The organism is Mesorhizobium sp. LNHC221B00, from assembly GCF_000502935.1.
GTDB lineage: Bacteria > Pseudomonadota > Alphaproteobacteria > Rhizobiales > Rhizobiaceae > Mesorhizobium > Mesorhizobium opportunistum.
The window spans coordinates 182,875-201,303 of the sequence record NZ_AYWR01000013.1 but is presented as its reverse complement, the minus strand read 5'-3'; the positions used below and the strand labels follow the sequence as shown (position 1 = coordinate 201,303).

The 18,429-nt window shown below is 63.4% G+C and carries 16 protein-coding genes, 1 tRNA gene and 1 pseudogene; 7 read left to right on the top strand and 11 right to left on the bottom strand.

All coding sequences use genetic code 11. The features are described from left to right. Positions 1 to 12: 12 nt before the first annotated feature. Both radC and X741_RS1000000170445 read left to right on the top strand, forming a co-directional pair. Entirely contained in the window at positions 13 to 774 is a 762-nt protein-coding gene (gene radC / locus X741_RS148490) for a DNA repair protein RadC (protein WP_023778754.1), read from the top strand. A 298-nt stretch (positions 775 to 1,072) separates the two neighbouring features. Then, positions 1,073 to 1,870 (top strand): hypothetical protein, encoded by a 798-nt coding sequence (locus X741_RS1000000170445; protein ID WP_023778753.1) that lies wholly within the window; start codon positions 1,073 to 1,075, stop codon positions 1,868 to 1,870. A 128-nt stretch (positions 1,871 to 1,998) separates the two neighbouring features. On the opposite strand, the gene X741_RS148500 is transcribed toward X741_RS1000000170445, so the two are convergent. From X741_RS148500 to X741_RS148525, 7 genes and pseudogenes are all read right to left on the bottom strand, one after another. Beyond that, positions 1,999 to 2,877, bottom strand: a complete 879-nt coding sequence (locus tag X741_RS148500) for an SMP-30/gluconolactonase/LRE family protein (RefSeq protein WP_023778752.1) — start codon at positions 2,875 to 2,877, stop codon at positions 1,999 to 2,001. A 45-nt stretch (positions 2,878 to 2,922) separates the two neighbouring features. Further along, positions 2,923 to 3,885, bottom strand: a complete 963-nt coding sequence (locus X741_RS148505) for a 3-keto-5-aminohexanoate cleavage protein (protein ID WP_023778751.1) — start codon at positions 3,883 to 3,885, stop codon at positions 2,923 to 2,925. Continuing rightward, on the bottom strand, positions 3,882 to 4,829 hold the full coding sequence (locus X741_RS148510; RefSeq protein ID WP_023778750.1) for a 3-hydroxyacyl-CoA dehydrogenase: 948 nt from the start codon (positions 4,827 to 4,829) through the stop codon (positions 3,882 to 3,884). Before X741_RS148510 ends, X741_RS148505 begins: the two co-directional genes overlap by 4 nt. A 13-nt stretch (positions 4,830 to 4,842) precedes the next feature. Beyond that, positions 4,843 to 5,711, bottom strand: a pseudogene (locus X741_RS01000000166895) (SDR family oxidoreductase). 13 nt (positions 5,712 to 5,724) lie between these two features. Further along, positions 5,725 to 7,800: an ABC transporter permease gene (locus X741_RS148515; protein WP_023778749.1), complete on the bottom strand. Its 2,076-nt coding sequence runs from the start codon at positions 7,798 to 7,800 to the stop codon at positions 5,725 to 5,727. Beyond that, positions 7,797 to 9,329 carry a sugar ABC transporter ATP-binding protein gene (locus X741_RS148520; protein WP_023778748.1) on the bottom strand — a complete coding sequence of 511 codons (1,533 nt, stop codon included), beginning with the start codon at positions 9,327 to 9,329 and terminating at the stop codon, positions 7,797 to 7,799. Before X741_RS148520 ends, X741_RS148515 begins: the two co-directional genes overlap by 4 nt. Before the next feature lie 103 nt (positions 9,330 to 9,432). Continuing rightward, entirely contained in the window at positions 9,433 to 10,560 is a 1,128-nt protein-coding gene (locus X741_RS148525; RefSeq protein ID WP_023778747.1) for a sugar ABC transporter substrate-binding protein, read from the bottom strand. A gap of 221 nt (positions 10,561 to 10,781) precedes the next feature. On the opposite strand from X741_RS148525, the gene X741_RS148530 reads away from it, so the two are divergent. Then, entirely contained in the window at positions 10,782 to 11,462 is a 681-nt protein-coding gene (locus X741_RS148530; RefSeq protein ID WP_023778746.1) for a GntR family transcriptional regulator, read from the top strand. Between the two features lie 47 nt (positions 11,463 to 11,509). On the opposite strand, the gene X741_RS148535 is transcribed toward X741_RS148530, so the two are convergent. Together X741_RS148535 and tig are read right to left on the bottom strand one after the other, a co-directional pair. Further along, positions 11,510 to 12,028: a hypothetical protein gene (locus X741_RS148535; protein WP_023778745.1), complete on the bottom strand. Its 519-nt coding sequence runs from the start codon at positions 12,026 to 12,028 to the stop codon at positions 11,510 to 11,512. 156 nt (positions 12,029 to 12,184) lie between these two features. Further along, positions 12,185 to 13,678 (bottom strand): trigger factor, encoded by a 1,494-nt coding sequence (gene tig / locus X741_RS148540; RefSeq protein WP_023778744.1) that lies wholly within the window; start codon positions 13,676 to 13,678, stop codon positions 12,185 to 12,187. 363 nt (positions 13,679 to 14,041) lie between these two features. Between tig and X741_RS148545 the strand changes: the two genes are divergently transcribed. Beyond that, positions 14,042 to 14,124: transfer RNA gene (locus X741_RS148545), tRNA-Leu, on the top strand. Positions 14,125 to 14,174: 50 nt separating this feature from the next. Here the strand turns inward: X741_RS148545 and X741_RS148550 are convergent. Then, positions 14,175 to 14,759, bottom strand: coding sequence for a GDYXXLXY domain-containing protein (locus tag X741_RS148550; RefSeq protein ID WP_031250211.1), 585 nt, complete (start codon positions 14,757 to 14,759; stop codon positions 14,175 to 14,177). Then, positions 14,756 to 15,874, bottom strand: coding sequence for a DUF2157 domain-containing protein (locus tag X741_RS148555; protein ID WP_023778742.1), 1,119 nt, complete (start codon positions 15,872 to 15,874; stop codon positions 14,756 to 14,758). The genes X741_RS148550 and X741_RS148555 overlap by 4 nt, the downstream gene beginning before the upstream one ends. A gap of 237 nt (positions 15,875 to 16,111) precedes the next feature. Between X741_RS148555 and X741_RS1000000168695 the strand changes: the two genes are divergently transcribed. The 3 genes from X741_RS1000000168695 (at position 16,112) to trmFO (ending at position 18,425) form a co-directional block, all read left to right on the top strand. Beyond that, positions 16,112 to 16,252, top strand: coding sequence for a DUF1127 domain-containing protein (locus X741_RS1000000168695; protein ID WP_013531315.1), 141 nt, complete (start codon positions 16,112 to 16,114; stop codon positions 16,250 to 16,252). A gap of 48 nt (positions 16,253 to 16,300) precedes the next feature. Further along, positions 16,301 to 16,441, top strand: coding sequence for a DUF1127 domain-containing protein (locus X741_RS1000000168690; protein WP_023778741.1), 141 nt, complete (start codon positions 16,301 to 16,303; stop codon positions 16,439 to 16,441). A 571-nt stretch (positions 16,442 to 17,012) separates the two neighbouring features. Continuing rightward, entirely contained in the window at positions 17,013 to 18,425 is a 1,413-nt protein-coding gene (gene trmFO / locus X741_RS148560; protein WP_023778740.1) for a methylenetetrahydrofolate--tRNA-(uracil(54)-C(5))-methyltransferase (FADH(2)-oxidizing) TrmFO, read from the top strand. Positions 18,426 to 18,429 lie beyond the last annotated feature (4 nt).

Here is an 18,429-nt window from a genome sequence, read left to right as displayed (position 1 = left end):
ATGCGGGGGCGGATGGGCAAGGCAAGCGACGACGACGAGCGGAGTTTCTTCTCCGAGGTGCCGGCCCGGCCGGCCGCGAAGGCCAGGCCGGCGATCGAGGAGAAGCCGCACTATCTCGGCCATCGCGACCGTTTGCGCGAGCGCTTTGCCTCGGCCGGTCCCGACGCCCTGCCCGATTACGAGCTCCTGGAACTTTTGCTCTTCCGGCTGATCCCGCGCGCCGACACCAAGCCGGCCGCCAAGGCGCTGCTGGCGCGCTTCGGCACGCTGGCCGAAGTGCTTGGCGCGCCCGTCGGGCTGTTGCAGGAGGTCAAGGGCATTGGCCCCACGGTGGCGCTCGACTTGAAAATCGTCGCGGCGACCGCGCAGCGCATGGCGCGCAGCGAGATCCACGGCCGCGAGGTCCTCTCCTCCTGGCAGCAGCTTCTCGATTATTGCCGTTCGGCCATGGCTTTCGAGGCGCGCGAGCAGTTCCGCATCCTGTTCCTTGACAAGAAGAACGCACTGATCGCCGACGAGGTGCAACAGACGGGCACGGTCGATCACACGCCCGTCTACCCCAGGGAAGTGGTCAAGCGGGCGCTCGAACTGTCGGCGACCGCGATTATCCTGGTCCACAATCACCCGTCAGGCGACCCAACGCCATCGCACGCGGACATCGAGATGACCAAGCAGATCATCGATACGGCTAAGCCCCTCGGAATTTCCGTGCACGATCACCTCATCATCGGGCGAAAGGGATACGCCAGCATGAAGGGTTTGTTGCTGATCTAGGGCAACAAAACACATGTTGTGAAATCGTCTTCGCCAAGACGAAACCAGGCGTTCGCGCTTGGCGTAGCAGTGCCGCGGTTGGCAACTAGGACCAAGGTCCCGCCGACATGGGACTTCAGTACTGCATCAGCTTTATGGCGCCGATTTCTTTGTATTATCAAACCGTTACCGCGTCTGCGGGCTGCGGGCTCGCGTATTGATACGGCATTTGACTAAAGTTTACTCTGTAGAATTAGCGATTTCTCATACGAGCCTTTCTTAGCTGTCGGGCGGATGGCGATTCCTCGAGGAGATTACCATGACAACCCGAAAGACTTTGTTTGCGGCCCTTGCCTCACTGGCGCTCCTGGCAACTCCGGCGCTCGCCGGTGGCAACGGGCACGGTGGTGGCAATGGCGGCGGCAATGGCGGTGGTAACGGCGGTGGTAACGGCGGTGGTAACGGCGGTGGCAACGGCAACGGCGGTGGCAATTCAGGCGCCGCGCACGGCAACAGCAGCGCTACGCATGGCAAGTCGTCGTCGGCCCCGGGGCAGGTAGCCAAGGCGCAAAAGGACACGACGGTCGACACGAGCACGCAGGTCTCGTCGGTGACCAAGGACAAGAACATCCACGCCAAGCTTGGCCGGCTGAACTCTCTGCAGCGCAACATAAACGCCTATATGAACTCCAAGAGCAAGAAGTTCGCCGGTATTCAGGCATTCGTGACGCAATCCGCGAAAGCCAAGGTCGCGCAAGCCGCGGCTGAGACGGCAGCAGCCACAGCGGCAGCGGCCCAGGCCAAACTGGATGACCTGAATGCGCAGCTGACGGCAGCGCAGGTGGACCCTGTCGCCAACGCCACACAGATCCAAGCCTTGAATGAGCAGATCACGGCTCAGACGGCCGTTGTCGCCGACGCCAACTCGGCCGCCGCCGAAGCTGAGGCAGCAGCTACCACGGCGACCGTCGGCACCGATCAGGCATCACTCGACGCTGCGCTGGCAAACATGGCCAACAAGCCCATAGACGCCGAGGTCACGACTTGGGCCCAAGGAGTCCTTGCCGACAAGATCGACCAGACGGCCGCCAAGATCGAAGCGGAAACGACGCCTTAAGGCATAACGATCGAAAACGGCAGGAGCCGCCAGTCACAATGCCGCCGGTTTGCCGGCGGCATTGCTGGTTGCTGAAGGTAAAGAGCGGCTATCCGCGGCGGCTTGGGCGATCCGTCGTGCGCCGAACTTCACCCGCCAAACCGCGGCTCCGCCACGCCCGTAACACCGAGGCCGGTGATGGCGAACAGGCTGCCGCGCAGGACACCGTCGCCAGGAAAGCGCGGCAGCGGCGGCTTGGCCATCGAGGTGACGTAGAGCGTGTCGAGCTTCGGGCCGCCGAACATGACGCTGGTGATCTTCTTCACCGGCATGTCGACGATGCGGTCGACAGTGCCGTCCGGCGCGTAACGCACCAGCCTTCCGTCATAGACCAGGGCATTCCACAGATAGCCCTCGGCGTCGACGGTCGAGCCATCGGCCGCACCGCCCCGGCTGGTGTCGACGCGGGTAAAGGTGCGGCGGTTCGTGGCCGCGCCGGTGGCGATGTCGTAGTCGTAGGCCCAGATCTCGCCGGTCCAGGTGTCGGCGAAGTAGAAGGTGCGGTCGTCGGGGCTCCAGCACGGGCCGTTGGAGCAGATGATGCCGGTATCGATCCGGGTGACGGAAAAATCCGGATCGAGCCGGTAGAGCCCGCCTGAAGGTCCCTCCTCCATCGTATCCATCGAGCCGGCGAAGAAGCGCCCGCGCCGGTCGACCTTGCCGTCGTTCAGCCGGTTCATCGGCTTGTCCGGCTCCGGATCATGGATCAGCGTCACCTCGCCGGTGGCGAAATCGAGCAGATGGAAGCCGCGCTGCAGTGAGACGACGGCGCCGCCGCCGTCCTTGCGCAGCGCCATTGAGCCGATCTTCATCGGCACGTCCCAGGAGCGGATTTCACGACCGTCGGCGGTCGCCCGGAACACCCGCCCGTCGAAACTGTCGATCCAGTAAAGGCGCTCCTGTTTGACGTCCCAAAGCGGACCCTCGCCCAGTGTGGTCTTCACATCTACCACGACTTCGATCTTCATGCTGTCCTCCTCTCCATAGGCATCCGCGCGGTGATTGGTCCGGCCTCAGAAGGCAACCTTGTCGCCACCCTTCAGGGATAAGATTTCGCGCGCCTCGTCCGGCGTCGCCACCTCCATGCCGAGCCCCTCGATGATCTTGCGCGCCAGCACAACCTGTTCGGCGTTCGACTTGGCGAGCTTGCCCTTGCCGGCCCACAGGCTGTCCTCCAGCCCGACCCGGATGTTGCCGCCGAGTGCCGCCGATTGCGCGGCGATGCGCAGTTGGCTGGCGCCCGCGCCGAGCACTGACCAGCGGAACTGGTCGCCGAACAGCCGGTCGGCGGTCCGCTTCATATGGGCGACGTCTTCCGGATGGGTGCCGATGCCGCCGAGCAGGCCGAACACCGACTGCACGAAGAACGGCGGCTTAACCAGCCCGCGATCGGCGAAATGGGCGAGGTTGTAGAGATGGGCTATGTCGTAGCACTCGAACTCGAAGCGCGTGCCATTGTCGTAGCAGGTCGCCAGAATGTACTCGATGTCCTTGAACGAGTTGCGGAAGACCAGGTCGCGCGTCGCCTCCAGATGCGGCTTTTCCCAGTCGAACTTGAAGGTCTCGTATTTGTCGGCGAGGTGATAGAGCCCGAAATTGATCGAGCCCATGTTGAGCGAAGCGACTTCCGGCTTGAACTGGGCGGCAGGACGCACGCGCTCCTCTACCTTCATGTAGGGGCTGCCGCCGGTGGTGATGTTGATGGCGGCATTGGTGCCCTGTTTGACGCGTGACAGGAAGCGGGCAAAGGCCTCGGGCGTCTGGTCAGGCTTGCCGGTTTCCGGGTCTCGCGCGTGCAGATGAAGGATCGCGGCACCGGCCTCGGCCGCGGCGATCGCCTCCGACGCGATTTGGTCCGGCGTGATCGGCAGGTAGGGCGACATGGTCGGGGTGTGGATCGCCCCCGTCACCGCGCAGGTGATGATGACCTTGCCCCTGGTCGCCGTTGCGCCGGGCTTGCGGCTGGTTTCCTTCATTGTCCGAACTCCTGATCCGATTTTTTCTTGTGTGCCGCCAGCGCCATCAGCCGGCGGTCCCGCCAGACCTGCCGCCCGCCCAGATTTTCCCTCGGCAAACGCTTGCTGCGCTCGGCCTCGACGGTTGCCATGACCTCGCCCGCCCAGTCGACCCGGCGCAGCATCTGCGGGAAGATATTGGAATAGATGCCCTGGTAGCGATCGACATAATCGCGCACGCCGCCGGGCGCATTGAGGTCGATAGTCTCGAACGGCCCCATGAACGACCAGCGCAGCGCCAACCCGTCGCGGATGCCGATGTCGACATCCTCGACGCTGGCATAGCCGTCGGCGACGAGCCGGAAGGCTTCCTCAAGCAAGGCACCCTGCAGGCGGTTCATGATGAAGCCGTCGAGCTCGCGCTTCATCACCAGCGGCGCATGGCCGGCATCGATGAGGAAGGCGCGGGTTCTTTCAAGCGTCTCGGCGGACGTCCACGGCGCCGGCACCACCTCGGCCGCCGGAATGAGGTAGGGCGGATTGATCGGATGCACCACCAGGCAGCGGTGCCGTCCCTGCAGATGGTCGGTGAACTTCGACGGCAACAGCGCCGAGGTGGAGCTGGCTATCACCGTTTGCGGGCCGGCCAGACTGTCGATCAGGGAGAACACTTCCCGCTTCACATCGAGGTTTTCAGGCGTGTTCTCCTGGACATGGATTGCCCCGGCCAGCGCCTCCTCCAGTTCGGCCGCGATGGCGATGCGGCCAAGCACGGTGTCGACGGACTGCCCGCGCAGCAGGTCGTTCGAAGAAAGATCGCCAAGCACGCCTTCTATGTAGTCGCGCGCGCCGTCCGTCGCGGCGGGCGACTGGTCCCACATCCGTACGTCATGGCCGGCTCGGGCGAAGCTGATCGCCCAGGCCCGCCCGATGAAACCGCTGCCGACAATCGCAACCTTTGCCATGGATCGGCCCTCCCTAGAGCGTTTCGACGTTGCCGTCGACGCCGAGCGACTGCCCGGAAATGTTGATGCCGGCGTCCGACAGCAGGAACGCGACCATCGACGCGACGTCATAAGGGCTGGTCATGCGGCGCAGCGAAATGTTCTGCAGGTAGCGCGCGGTCATCTCCTCGTGGCTGATGCCGACCTGCCTTGCGCGCGCCGCGATGACCCCCTCGATGCGCGGCCCTTCGATGATGCCCGGCAGGATGGCGTTGACCCTGATGCCGTGCGGCCCAAGCTCCTTGGCGAGACTTTGGGTAAAACCGATGACGCCGAACTTGGCCGCCGAATAGGGCGTGCGGAAGGCATAGCCGTGGCGGCCGGCCGCCGANCGCCGAACTTGGCCGCCGAATAGGGCGTGCGGAAGGCATAGCCGTGGCGGCCGGCCGCCGATGACATCGACACGATCGAGCCGCCCCCCGCCGCCTTGATCAGCGGCACGGCGCGCCGCGCACACAGGAACTGGCCTGTGAGACAGATATCGATGCAGCGCCGCCAGTCGTCCGGCTCGATCTCGTCGACACCACCGGTCGGCCCGGCGATGCCGGCATTGTTGATCAGTGCGTCCAGCCCGCCGAGTTTTTTCTCAACCGCCTCGAACAACCGGTCGACGTCGTCGTCGCGCGAGACATCGGCCTTGACCGCCGCGACCAGGTCGATCTTGTCCGGCGCGGCGGCCAGCGCCTCGTCGGAAACGTCGCAGACGACGACACGCGCGCCAAGCCGCGAGAGCGTGTCGGCGATGGCAAAGCCAATGCCGCCGGCGCCCGCCGTCACCAGCACGCGCTGTCCTTTCAGCCCGGCCAGGAATTCGTCCGCCGTTTGAGGTGCCTTTGCGCTCATGGTTCCGTCCTTTTCATTGCAACTGCCGTTCGCGCAGCGCCATGACGGCGCCCAGAACGACCAGTCCGTAGAGAATTGCCCTCGTGGCGTAGGGCAGCGTGGTGCCGGCCAGCAGCATCTGAAGCGCCGTCAAAAGCAGCACGCCGCCGAGCATGCCGAGATAATGGCCGCGCCCGCCGGTGATCAGCGCACCGCCCACCACCACGACGGCGATCGACGGCAAGAGGTAGTCGTCGCCCATGCCGAGGCTCGCCTGGCCGGAGAAGCCGGTCAGCATGATGCCGACGACAGCGGCGCAGACGGCCGACAGCATATAGACCAGGATCAGCGTGCGCTCGACGCCGATGCCGGACAGGCGCGCCGCGCGCAGCCCATTGCCGATGCCGTAGACCCGGCGCCCGAACGGCGTGCGTCCAAGCAGCAGCACCGCCACGACCACGAAGACGACCATCAGCAGGACCACCGGGGTCACGAAACCGAGCTTGGCGGTCATGAACCAGCGCAGCATGGGCGAGGAAAAACCGGCCGGCGTACCCTGCGAATAGAGTAGCGCGAAGCCTTGCAGGATGCCGTTGGTGGCAAGCGTCATGACGATCGGCGAGATGCCGAGATAGACGATGCCGAAGCCGTTGGCGAAGCCGATGGCGCAGGCCATCACCAGCACGACCGGCAAGGCGTAGAGGAGTGCCGCATCGGAACCGTTGACCATGCCGGCCAGGATGATGCCGGAAATACCGATCGTCCACGGCACGGAGAGATCGAGGCCGCCCGTCAGGATGACCGTTCCCTGTCCGAGCGCCAGCACGGCGAGAAAGGACGACAGCACCAGCAGCGAATTCCAGTAACCGGGATTGAGGATGGCACGGCCGAGCCAGATCTGGGTGACGACCACGATGATAAGCAGGCAGATATAGGCGGGCAGCGCGTAGCGCAGCGTCTCCGCGTTGCGAACATGGAAGGCGGGACGCGGAGACACCGTGTCGGGCTTGCCATGCGAGGGTCCGACAATCTTGAGCCGCCGGTCGATCGGTTCAAGCTGCGAGGGCAGAATACCCGCCCCCCAGGCGGCCAGCCGGGCGCGCGCCGCGCGCAGCTGCACGGCAAGCACCGATGCGTGAGACAAGGATCCGGCAAGGGCCGCCAGCACCAGGATGGTGCCTTCGGCGATGGTCGAATAATAGGCCGATACATTGAGCACCAGCAGGATGTTCACCACAATCATCAGGATGTAGGCACCGAAGACGGTGCCCACCGGACCACCCTGCCCGCCGCCCAGGCGCGTGCCGCCGACGACCACCGCCGCGAACATAGACAGAAGCAGCGGATTGCCGACCAGCGGGTCGCCGCTGCCGGTCTGCGCGCTGATGAAGACGCCGGCAAGGCCGTAGCAGCCGCCGGCGATCACATAAACGGCAAAGCGCACCAGGACGACGTTGATGCCGACTGCGGCAGCCGAATCCGCATCGCTGCCGACCGCATAAAGCGCCGTGCCGAAACGGGTTCCCTTCAGCCAAAACCAGGCGAGCAGGACGACGCCGATCACCACCAGCGGCATTGGCAGCCAGCCGGTGATCGCGTCGCCCAAATAGAAGGTGCCGAGATCGGGCGACACGAAGCCGCCGGGCTTGTCCATCACCAGCAGCGTCACGCCTTGCAGGATGAACATGGTGGACAGCGTCACCACGATGGGCTGCATGCGCAGCACCGCGATGAAGAAGCCATTGAAGGCACCGACCGCCATGCCGACACCGATGCCGACGGCCGTCCACAAGAGGATGCTTGCGCCTGGCGCCATCGGATCCATGCTCGATGCCAGCACTGCATTGACCAGCGATATCACCGCGCCGGCGGACAGGTCGAAGCCGCCCGACAGGATCACGATCGTCTGGCCGATCGCCGCGAGCGCCGAGGTCGCGCCGCCGCTGGACAGGAACGACACGTCGAAGTAGGTCAGCGGCCCGGCGCTGATCCAGTCGACGATGAAAAGCAGGATCGCAAGAACGCCCGCGGCGATCAGCGCCCCACGATTGCGTATCAGCGCACGGCGCAGCCCGAATCCGGCGGAAGCAGAGGAGGAGACGCTGCTCATGCGGCTACATCCCCGCCATGTCCAAGTGCCGGCCGCATGATGGCGGGCTCGGTGATGGCGTCGCCTTCGAGCTCGGCCGCGATGCGCCCGTCATAGAGAACCAGGACCCGGTCGCACTGGTGGACCAGTTCGGGAATCTCGGTCGAGTGCAACAGGATCGAGCCGCCGGCGGCGACGTAGTTTCGCATCATCACGTAGAGCTCGTGCTTGGTGCCGACATCGATGCCGCGCGTCGGGTCGAACAGCAGCAGGATGCGGCTCTGCGCCACCAGCCATTTGGCGATGGCGATCTTCTGCTGGTTGCCGCCGGAAAAAGCCCCGGCCCGCGTCCACAGCGCCCGTCGGTCGACCTCGACGGTTGCGAACGCCGCCTCGACGGCGCGCGTCTCGGCCACAACATCGACAAGGCCGAAGCGTGTGAAGCGCGACACCACCGGCAGCGTGGCGTTCTGGCTACCCGGCAGTTTCAGGAACAGGCCTTCGGATTTGCGGTCCTCCGGCACCAGGCCGATGGCCATATTGGGCAGCAAGGCATCCGCCGGAGAGCCGAGCCAGACCTTTCGGCCATCGACAAGGACGTCGCCGCGGGTGATTTCGGCCATGCCGAAGCAGGCCAGGAACAGATCCTGCTGGCCCATGCCCTGCAGCCCGGCAATGCCCAGGATCTCACCGCGGCGCAGATCGAAGCTCGCGCCGTCGAGCTTGCGCCCGACCTTCAAGTCACGCACGCCCAGGACCGGCGGACCGAAAGCCTGGGCGCCATCGGGCTTGGGCGGAAAGGTCTGTTCGATGCTGCGGCCGATGATCTTTTCGATGACGTCGGCGTCCGAGACATCGGCAACTGGCGCGGTGACGATATGGCGGCCATTCCTCAGGATCGTCAGCGTGTCGCAGAAGGCGCGGACCTCGCGCATGCGATGGGTGATGAAGACGATGGTGGTGCCTGCCGCCTTCAGCCTCGCGATGATGTCGCCCAGCCACTCGACATCGCGACCGGCGAGCGTCGAGGTCGGCTCATCGAGCAGCAGGATGCGCGGCTTGCGGTAGACGGCGCGCGCGATCTCGATCTTCTGGCGCACGGAAAGCTCGAGCTCGCCGACCTCGGCATCGAGATCGACGGAAAAACCGAGCTCGTCGATATGGCGACGGACCGCCTTGCGCGCCGCGGCGCGCCGGATCAGGCCGGAGACGCCGACCGGAGCATAAGGCATCAGCATGTTGTCGAGGACCGAGAGATCGCGCACCGGCGTCATCTCCTGGAACGCCGTCTGCACGCCCAGCGCGTGTGCCGCGCGCGGTGCGCCGTAGCCGATCTCCTTGCCAAAGACACGGACATGGCCGGAACTCGGCCGCACCAGCCCGGACAGCAGTTTCACCAGCGTCGACTTGCCGGCTCCGTTCTCGCCCAGTAGTGCGTGGACACTGCCGGGCGCAATGCGGAACGACACGCCATCCAGCGCCACCGTTGGCCCGAAGGCCTTGCCGATGCCGTCGATCTCGATGGCGGGAAGCGCTGGGTGTTCTGTCATGTCCTCGATCGCCGGGCTGCGCATTTCTGGGCGACACGCATTAGCGCGGATCGACGATGCACGGACAAGATGTCCGCGCATCGTCAGGGTTTGCCTTGGGAGGCTAGTTCTCGGGCTGTCCGACGAGGGCGGCGTTGAGGCCGATCTCGGGCGTCTGGTCCGAAAAGATCGAAGCGAACCAGCCGGGATTGGAAACCAGTGACGGCTTGAAGACGTTGCAGCCGGCCTTCATCTCCGCCCAGGTGCCCTCGTTGCAAAGCTTGATCGTCTCGTTGGTGACGACCGGCAACGGCAGGATCGTCGTCTTCGGCACGTCCTTGCCTTCGATCGCCTCGACGGCAAGCTTCAACGCCAACGCGCCGGAATAGGGCGGCGAGGCATAGGAAATGCGTTGCGCGCCCGCCGGTGCATAGGGAGGAGCGGCACCTTCGACTTCGGTGCCCTCCGGCAGCATCTGGATGCGGCCGCCATTCGAGCCCTCGCCGGCGCAAGGCAGGAGTTCGCTGTCCTTCTTGCCGGCCTCGAGCTGCATGGAGTTGGCGGTGAAGCAGCCGACCTGCATCCACAGGCCGTTGATGTCGCCCCAACTGCGCGTGGCGAGGATCTTGGACAGTTCGGTGCGGGCGACCGCCTGGCTCCACATGCCGACAGCCTCGCCGACGATCTTGATGTCGGGATATTTGGCGAAGACTTCCTTGGCGGCCTTGGTGCGCTGGTCGTCCACGGATGTTCCGGGAACACCGGTGATGGCGATGATGTTGCCCTTGCCGTTGAGCTTCTTGACGAGCCATTCGGCGGTCACCCTGCCCGCTTCCAGCTGGTCGATATGGACATTGTAGGCACAAGGCTCGGTGATCTCGGCGTCATAGGCAAAGACCTTCACGCCCTTGTCGCAGGCATTCTTGACGACCTGGTTGAGCGCCGTCGGCGAGATCGGATACACGACGATCGCCTCTGCGCCGCTCTGCACCATGGCGTTGATCTGCTGGATCTGGCGTTGCGCGTTGGGTCCTGCGACCTGGACCTGCAGGTCGACCTTGTCAGCCAGGCTTTTGTGGGCCGCGATGGCCTTGACCATGTTGGCTGCCTCCGCCTGCCAGTCATTGCCGATATAACTCATGCTGAGAAAGATCTTGTGCTTCTGGGCCGCGTCAGCCGCGGACATGCCAAAAGTACACATAGCCATGCCTGCCAGCAGCGTGAGCCGCCGGACTTTCAATCCGATACCCATGTGAAATTCCTCCCGATCCGAATGACCGAATGCCTCCCGAGGGCACGAAAAGCTAGCCCTCGCCATCCGATATTGGAAACCGTATCACGATTTGATCAAAGATCAATGATGAAATGTCTTGACGGTCAGGCGACAGTCGCGGACGCTTGACGCCGCTGCCGGAACCTTGCATTCCGGGAACGGATTGTGGCGCGGCCTTGCGCGGAAAGGTTGATGGGGAGATGGCCGGAGCGGCGTTCAGGAAGCCTGGTGTCGAGATCGTGCCCCTGTCCAGGGAAACCCTGCAGGACAGGGTCTATCGCCATGTCACCGAATTGATCCTCGACGGCAGCATCGTGCCTGGCGAGATGGTGACCGTGCAAAGCCTGGCCGACGCCTTCGGGGTCAGTCCGATGCCGGTCAGGGAGGCGTTGCGGCGGCTGACGGCGGCCAACGCCTTGATGGTTGTTTCAGGCCGCTCGATCGGAATTCCCGCGCTCAGCCGCGCACGCCTCATCGATCTCAGGAATGTCCGCTTCGAGATCGAAGCGATCGCCGCCGCATGGGCGGCCGAGCGCATGGACGACCAGGACATCGCGCAGCTCGGCCTGCACCTCAATGCGCTCGAACAGGCCAACGCGGCGGGAGACGTCAAATCCTATCTGCGCGCCAACTACGCCTTTCATTTCTCCATCTACCGGGCGGCGGGCTCCGAGAACATCCTCAACATCATCGAAAACCTGTGGCTGCAGATCAGCCCCTATTTCAACATGCTGCATGATTCCGGAAACTACTCGACCGCCAACGAGCACCACCAAGAGATGTTCGCTGCATTGCGCAACCGCGATGTCGAAGCCGTCCGCCAGGCAATCCGCGCCGACATCGACGCGGCCTTCGACGTCCTGGTCGGCCTGCTGAAATAGGACTGCGAAGCCGACTCGGGCTTTCGCCCCAGGGTCGAGGACGATAGTTACGGCGGATCGATATGGCAGTTCCCGGCGATCTGCTCGACCGCCTCTTCAAACCCCGCAAGATCGAAATCCGCCTGGCCGCGCCCTGACAACAGTCCGAACCGCCAGGAAAGCGACAGCCGGCTTGCGGAAACGAGGCGCTTGATCGCATCGGCGCCGTCAAGCACCAGCATCCTGCCGCGCGACCCGACCGACCAACTCTCGTCGAACTTGTCGCCGTCGACGGCAACCGACATCGTGATCTTGCGGCTGGCCGAAACCGCGTCGTTCAATTGCAGCCATTCGGTCCAGCGCGGTTCGCCTGCCCGGCAGGCTATGGTCAGGACCGGGCTGTAGCTCAAGGCGCCACCGCCGGTGATCAGCTTGTTGGTGGCATGGAGCGAAGCCGTGACCAGCCCATCGTCAGCCGTGCCGAAGCGCCAGTCGCCGGCAATCGCGTCGGCGGGGGCAAGATTGCAGGCGAAGGCCAGGACGAGCGTCAGGACGACAGCACGCCCCGTTTCGAAGAATAGGCTCAACGCCCCCTCCAGGAATTTGCAGCAGAAGCGCAGATAGTGATCAACGCTTGGTATCGCCAAGTGCCACGGCCTGAGAAGCCGGCCGCCTGTTGCAGTTTCGCAACGAAAAAGGCCGCCCCGGGGGCGGCCTTCGTCAATTTCATCAAGTGCCGAGACTTATTCGGCGTCCTTGGCGGCCGCCTTCTTCTTAGGCGCAGCCTTCTTCTTCGGCTCTTCCGCCTCATCGCCAGACTTGGCGTCGGCCTTCTTGTCTTCAGCCTTCTTGGCCACGGCTTTCTTGGCCGGCTTGGCCTTGGTCGTGGTTTCCGCTTCCTCGTCATCGGCCATCAGCTCTTCCTTGCTGACCTTGACGTCGGTGACCGAGATCTGGCCGAGCAGATGGTCTACGACCTTCTCCTCGAACATCGGCGCCCGCAGCGCATTCAGCGCCTCGGGGTTGTTGCGGTAGAACTCGAAGGCCTCCTGCTGCTGGTTGGCCGGGAAGCGGCGAACCTGCTCGAACAGGCCGCGCTGCAGCTCTTCGTCCGATACCGTGACGCCGGCCTTCTCGCCGATCTCGGCCAGCACCAGGCCAAGGCGCACGCGGCGCTCGGCAAGACGCATATACTCGGCGCGAGCCTCTTCCTCGGTCGTCTCTTCGTCGGCGAAGGTGCGGCCGGCCGCTTCCAGATCGCGGTTGACCTGCGCCCAGATGTTGTTGAACTCAGCCTCGACGAGCTTCGACGGGGCCTCGAACGAATAAGCCGCATCGAGCTGGTCGAGCAACTGGCGCTTGACCTTCTGGCGCGTCATCGAGCCGAACTGGTTCTCGATCTGACCGCGCACGATCTCGCGCAGGCGCTCCAGCGATTCCAGGCCAAGATTCTTGGCGGTCTCGTCGTTGATTTCGAGTTCGCCGGGCTTCGACACTTCCTTGACGGTGACGTCGAAGGTGGCTTCCTTGCCGGCCAGATGCGCCGCCTGGTAGTTTTCGGGGAAGGTCACCGTAACCTGCTTTTCGTCGCCGGCCTTGGTGCCGACAAGCTGATCCTCGAAGCCGGGAATGAATTCCTTGGAGCCCAGCACCAGCGGCTGATCGTTGCCGGCGCCGCCGGCAAAGGCCTCGCCGTCGATCTTGCCGACATAGTCGATGCTCACGCGGTCGCCCTCGGCGGCCTTGCCGGTCTTCGGCTCGTAGCTGCGCGCCGATTCGGCGACCCGCTTGACCTGCTCGTCGATCTCCGTTTCGGGCACGTCGTACACCTGACGCGTTACCTTGATGTCGGAGAAATCCTTGATCTCGATCGCCGGAATGACCTCGTAGTTGAGGCGGAATTCGAAGTCGGCGCCACCGGCCAGGATCTTCTCGGCCTCCTTCTCGTCCTCGGTCATGATGACCTCGGGCTGCATGGCCGCCTTCTCGCCGCGGCCCGTGATGATCGACCGGGTCGAATCGTTGAGGATCTCGTTGACCACTTCGGCCATGAACGACTTGCCATAGACCTTGCGCAGGTGCTGCACCGGCACCTTGCCCGGCCGGAAGCCGTTGATGCGAACCTTGTTGCGGGCGTCCGACAGCCGCGCCATCAGCTTGGCTTCCATGTCACCAGCCGGCACGGTGATCTTGATCTCGCGCTTGAGACCGGAGTTGAGTGTTTCGGTGACCTGCATCGTAAAACCTTTGTTTTCACCAATGAGGCTGCCAAACGGCTCCCTGCCGTTCACAGCCTGCCGGTATAGTCTTGCCGGGAATGGCTTTTGGTACGGAACCTGGCGGTTTGACCGAAAATACGGCTCAAACTTTCCCAAACTGCGTTCCAAAATGTGAATAAGTTCTTGTTTTTCCTACTTCTTATCACATTCTGTAGAAGCGGATCGTCGCGTCCCGTCACATTTGACACGCCTTTTGTCACACGCGAGGCTAATTTTCAACAGTCTTCGCATTTCGGCCAATAACCAACATTCTTTGATCCTGACCCAACATTTCCGCCCCGACATTGACAGAATGATGGCTACATGAGATTGCCGGGCAATGCGGGTATGGCGGAACTGGTAGACGCACCAGATTTAGGTTCTGGCGAGAGATCGTGGGGGTTCGAGTCCCTCTACCCGCACCACCCTTCGCTCCAGCGAGCTTCGGGTGGCAGGCCACCCTGAGGCTCTATCTCTAATAGAGCGGCTCCTCGAACAGCGTCTTGTCGCCGTCGACCAGCGCCTTGATCTGCGCCTTGCCGTCGCTGGCAAGGGCAAGTCTGACCCCGAAGGGGCGCACCCGCATGTCGTTCTGGATCGCCATCCCTTCGCCTTCGGGCAGGTAGAAGCGCTCGATGCCGTAGTCCGGTGCGATCGTCGCGCTCTCCCCGCGAAGATCCCAGCCCTCGGTGACATGCCCTGATATATCCGCCTCGTCGGTACCCGCCGGCGTCGGCGCCTTACCGAACCAGGCGGTGGTTGGTGTCCAATAGCCGTCGGGGCCCTTCCTCAGGCGGACCGCGATCGGCGTATCGTCGCTCGAAAATTTGCCGGCAGGAATGTTGGCGATCATCTTCACCGGGATGCGCGAAATCTCGTAGCCGAGGATAATATAGTCGCCGCGCAGCAGGTCGCGCGGATCGACGGGTTCGATCTTCAACAGCACGTCCTTGCCGTTGCGCAGGATCGCCGCTCGGCCGGCGATGATCCAGCTCAGGAACCCTATCTGGACGAGCGCCAGCACCAGCGCCGAAATGATCAGTCGCTTTCCGGTCATCATGCCGTCGCTCCCGTGGTGACTGGACCCTTCATGCGTTTTTCGACGCGGATGATGACGACCGCGAGGATGCCGAGCAGCACGGCGGCGGCAAGGAAGAAGCCGGCAGTGTCGAGCATCGACTGCAAGGTCACCACATAGATGATGGCGAGTTCGAAGGCGAAACCGAGATAGGCAAGCCAGCGCAGGCCACGGCTCTCCCGTCCTGCCAGCACGATCGCCGCGACGATGCCGGCCAGCGCGACGACGGAAGCGATGGCAAAGCCGCTGTTGTAGGTGCTCTCGTCGGCCAGTTCGAACTGGATGAATGCCAGGCCGGTGAGGAAGCCGAGCAGTGCGTGCAAGGGCAAGCGGCCGCCAAGCTGGACGATCCTGTCGACCGGCTCCGGTGCGAACACGGCAGCCGCGAAAAGCGCGGCAGAGACAATGACCAGAGGGATCGCCACGGGCAGCGTCGCGTGGTTCATCGCCAACAGCACGAGATAGAAGATGAGCGACAGGACGATCAAATGGCGTGCCGGCTGGCTGCGGGTCCAGAACGAGACGGCAAACAGTACGGCCGCCATGATGACGAAGGCGTGCGGAAATTCATTGCGATAGAAATAGTCGAACCCTCTCAGGAACAGCCAGGCATCGGCGATGCCGACCGCGGCAACCGTCAGCGGGTTCGACCGCAATACCACCGCCGCCAGCGCCGTGCCGGCGCCCCACGTGATCAGGGCGGAAGCCTCGTCGCCCGAGAGATGATACATTTGGCCAATCAGCGCGATCGAACCGCCGAAAGCGGCGGCGGCCACGATCCACAGGGCCTCGCCAATTGCCGCATGGTCGCGCGTCTTCAGCACGGCGCCGCCGACATAACCGCCAAGGATGATGGCGAAAAGGGCTACGACCCGCGCCAGCCGCGGGATCGCGTCCCAGTTGGCGGCGACGAAGATCAGGATGGCGGCGCCGAACAGCAAGGCGGCCATCATTGCCAGGATCGAACCGAAACTGAGCGAATTGCGCTCGTTGGCCTCGACGTCACGCGTTAATGTATCGGCTGTCGCCGCGTCGATCAGGCCCGCCTGCCGCCACCGCGCGATATCCAACCTTACTCGTGACGAATAACCTGCCATCCCGCTTCTCCCCCAAGTTTCGTCTTTTTTTCAGCCGGCCCGGTCAAACCTTTGACGCAGCGGCACTTTCTGATTCTGGCTTCTTTGTGTCAGGCCCGTGAAGGCGCGTTAATGTTGCATTGCACAATTTGCATTGCTGCCATGCAGCCATAGCGCTTTTAAATCGATATGGGTCCCCCTATTTATGGTTCGTACACAAACGGAATGATCCGCAAGAAAGACGAAACGAGAACTACCATGAACTTGATCCGCAACTATCGCAACTGGCGCCGCTACAGGGACACCGTGTCCGAGCTGAGCCGCCTGAGCAACCGTGAACTGACCGACCTCGGCATCAGCCGCAGCGACATTCCTTACGTCGCTCGCAAGGCGGTCTAATTCTTCGGACCGCGAATGGTCCGAACCAGTTTTGAAAAGAGAACGACAATGAACCTGATCCGCAACTATCGTAACTGGCGCGTCTATCGCGAGACGGTTACCGAGCTGGGTCGCCTTTCGAACCGCCAGCTACATGATCTCGGTATCGTCCGCGACGAAATCAAGGTCGTCGCCCGCCGCGCGATCTAACAGGAATTTCGCTGGGGTCGACCTCCTCCCCGACCTCCAGCGTACGGTCAGCCCTTATCCTCCTCCCGAGGGTTGACCACCAAAACGGCGCCCGCCGCACCTCCTCCCGCGGCGGGCGTTGTTTCCCCGGAGCGAAATGAATTTTGCTCCAAAGGTTTCGCCCCTTTTCAAAACGCGAAAGAGATTTCGTCAAAGCCGACCTCCTCCCCGGCGATGACGAATAGGCCCGACCTTCACCTCCTCCCGAGGGTCGGCCAACCAAACGGCGCCCGCCGCACCTCCTCCCGCGGCGGGCGTTGTTTCCCCGGAGCGAATGAATTTTGCTCCAAAGGGTTTTGCCCCTTTCAAAAGATAGCAAAAGAGATTTCGTCAAAGCCGACCTCCTCCCCGGCAATGACGAATACGGTCGGTCTTCACCTCCTCCCGAGGATCGACCCCCAAAACGACACCCGCCGGACCTCCTCCCCCGGCGGGTGTTGTTGTATTCAGCGCCTGGTTTCGCCCTCCGCGGTTTACCCAACACCAGGCACGGCAATTGCAATCGCCGCATCAAGCGATTATTCCGGCGCTCATGAGCAAAAATCCCATCCATATCATCGGCGGCGGTCTTGCCGGTTCCGAAGCCGCATGGCAGGCGGCGCAAGCCGGCGTATCGGTCATCTTGCATGAAATGCGGCCCGTTCGCAGCACCGACGCGCACAAGACCGAAGGGCTGGCCGAACTCGTCTGTTCCAATTCCTTCCGCTCCGACGATGCCGAGAACAACGCCGTCGGCCTGCTGCATGCCGAGATGCGGCTGGCCGGTTCGCTGATCATGAGCGCCGGCGACGCCAACCAGGTGCCGGCAGGCGGCGCGCTGGCCGTCGACCGCGACGGTTTCTCTGAGGCGGTGACGAAAAAGCTCGAAGCGCACCCGCTGATCACCATCCAGCGCGAGGAAGTACCGGGCTTGCCGTCGGCGGATTGGGACCAGGCAATCATCGCCACGGGCCCGCTGACCGCACCGTCGCTTGCCCAGTCGATCGCGGACGCGACCGGCGCCGATGCGCTCGCCTTCTTCGACGCCATCGCGCCGATCATCCATTTCGACACGATCGACATGGACATTTGCTGGTTCCAGTCGCGCTACGACAAGGTCGGCCCGGGCGGCACCGGCAAGGACTACATCAACTGTCCGATGGACAAGGACCAGTACCTCGCCTTCGTGCAAGCGCTGGTCGACGGCCAGAAGACCGAGTTCAAGCAATGGGAAGGCACGCCCTATTTCGATGGCTGCTTGCCGATCGAGATCATGGCCGAGCGTGGCGTCGAGACGCTGCGCTACGGACCGATGAAGCCGATGGGCCTGACCAATGCCCACAACCCGACCGTCAAGGCCTACGCCGTGGTGCAGCTGCGCCAGGACAATGCACTGGGCACGCTCTACAACATGGTCGGTTTCCAGACCAAGTTGAAGCATGCCGAGCAGGTACGCGTGTTCCGCACCATTCCGGGGCTCGAAAATGCCGATTTCGCACGGCTGGGCGGTCTGCACCGCAACACCTACATCAACTCGCCTACCTTGCTCGACGCGTCACTTCAGTTGAAGTCGCGGCCTGGCCTTCGTTTCGCCGGCCAGATAACCGGCTGCGAAGGCTATGTCGAGAGCGCTGCGATCGGCCTGCTCGCCGGCCGCTTCGCCGCCGCTGAACGGCTCGGCCATGCGCCGTCGCTGCCGCCGCTGACGACAGCGTTCGGCGCCCTGCTCAACCACATCACCGGCGGCCATATCGTGTCCGACGATGAGCCGGGCAAGCGGTCATTCCAGCCGATGAACGTTAATTTCGGCCTGTTCCCGCCGGTCGAAGCGGTGAAGATCGAAGGCAAACGCCTGCGCGGCAAGGACAAGACCGTCGCCAAGCGCCATGCGATTACCTCGCGCGCGCTGGGTGATTGCAGGGAGTGGCTTGGGCTACCTTCACAAACCGCGGAAGCTGCCGAGTGACGAC